Origin of the sequence: Streptococcus sp. UBA632, assembly GCF_002300045.1 — a bacterium.
GTDB lineage: Bacteria > Bacillota > Bacilli > Lactobacillales > Streptococcaceae > Streptococcus > Streptococcus alactolyticus.
Genome location: NZ_DBPA01000003.1, coordinates 27,172 through 28,900 on the forward strand (window position 1 = coordinate 27,172; position 1,729 = coordinate 28,900).

The following is a 1,729-nucleotide window of genomic DNA, read 5'->3' on the forward strand; positions in this document are numbered from 1 at the left end:
TTATATACTAATAGCATACCGATCCTTTTCATATTAACTCCGAACAGAACAGTTTTTAGCTGTTCTGTTTTTTTCTTACCTAAAAATAGATAATGCTAAATAAGAAAAAATATGTTACAATGGGCTATGATTACTGTTGGCGGTTTGCCGACGATATAGAAAGGGTAATAATGACTGACAAATCTACTTTGACTGATGTTCAAAAAATCATTGTTCTTGATTATGGTAGCCAGTATAACCAATTAATCGCACGTCGCATTCGTGAATTTGGTGTGTTCTCTGAATTGAGAAGCCACAAAATCACAGCCGATGAAGTTCGTGAAATCAATCCAATCGGAATTGTGCTTTCTGGTGGTCCTAATTCTGTTTATGCGGACAATGCTTTTGGTATTGATGAAGCTATTTTTGAATTGGGTATTCCAATTCTTGGTATCTGTTACGGGATGCAATTATTGACTGATAAGCTCGGCGGAAAAGTAGTGCCAGCTGGTCAAACAGGTAATAGCGAGTACGGCCAATCAACACTTCGCCTAAAAGCAGAATCAAAACTTTTTGCAGATACACCAAAAGAGCAAACGGTTTTGATGAGCCACGGTGATGCCGTTACAGAAATCCCAGCAGGTTTCCACTTGGTTGGTGATTCGGCTGATTGCCCTTACGCTGCTATTGAAAACACTGAGAAAAACATCTACGGTATCCAATTCCATCCAGAAGTGCGTCACTCTGTATATGGTAACGACATTTTGCGCAACTTTGCCTTCAAAATTTGTGGGGCTAAAGGTGACTGGTCAATGGATAATTTCATCGACTTGCAAATCAACGAAATTCGCAAAAAAGTTGGTGACCGCAAAGTGCTTTTAGGACTTTCTGGTGGCGTGGACTCATCTGTTGTTGGTGTCCTTCTTCAACGCGCTATCGGCGACCAATTGACATGTATCTTCGTTGACCATGGTTTGCTTCGTAAAAACGAAGGTGACCAAGTTATGGAAATGCTTGGTGGCAAATTCGGACTTAACATCATCCGCGTTGACGCTTCAAAACGTTTCTTGGACTTATTGGCTGGCGTAGAAGACCCAGAGAAAAAACGTAAAATCATCGGAAATGAATTCGTTAGCGTCTTTGATGATGAAGCAAGCAAGCTAAAAGGTGTTGATTTCCTTGCACAAGGAACGCTATACACTGACGTCATCGAATCTGGTACAGATACTGCCCAAACCATCAAATCACACCACAACGTTGGTGGTCTTCCAGAAGACATGCAATTTGAACTTATCGAGCCATTGAATACCTTGTTCAAAGACGAAGTTCGTGCGCTTGGAACAGCTCTTGGTATGCCAGACGAAGTGGTTTGGCGTCAACCATTCCCAGGACCTGGTTTGGCTATCCGTGTCATGGGTGAAATCACTGCAGAACGCTTGGAAACTGTCCGCGAATCAGATGCTATCCTTCGTGAAGAAATTGCTAAAGCTGGTCTTGATCGTGATATCTGGCAATACTTCACAGTTAACACAGGTGTGCGCTCAGTTGGTGTTATGGGTGACGGACGTACTTATGATTACACAATCGCAATCCGTGCAATCACATCAATCGACGGTATGACAGCAGACTTTGCACGTATCCCATGGGATGTTCTTCAAAAAATCTCTGTTCGTATCGTAAATGAAGTTGATCACGTTAACCGCATCGTCTACGATATTACAAGTAAACCACCTGCAACAGTTGAGTGGGA

1 protein-coding gene is annotated in these 1,729 nt (G+C 42.2%); it reads left to right on the top strand.

Annotation, left to right across the window (positions count from 1 at the left end; all coding sequences use genetic code 11):
* Positions 1-170 precede the first annotated feature (170 nt).
* Positions 171-1,729: glutamine-hydrolyzing GMP synthase (guaA, locus tag B3473_RS00190; protein ID WP_293650702.1), on the top strand; the 1,559-nt coding region annotated here is incomplete at its 3' end.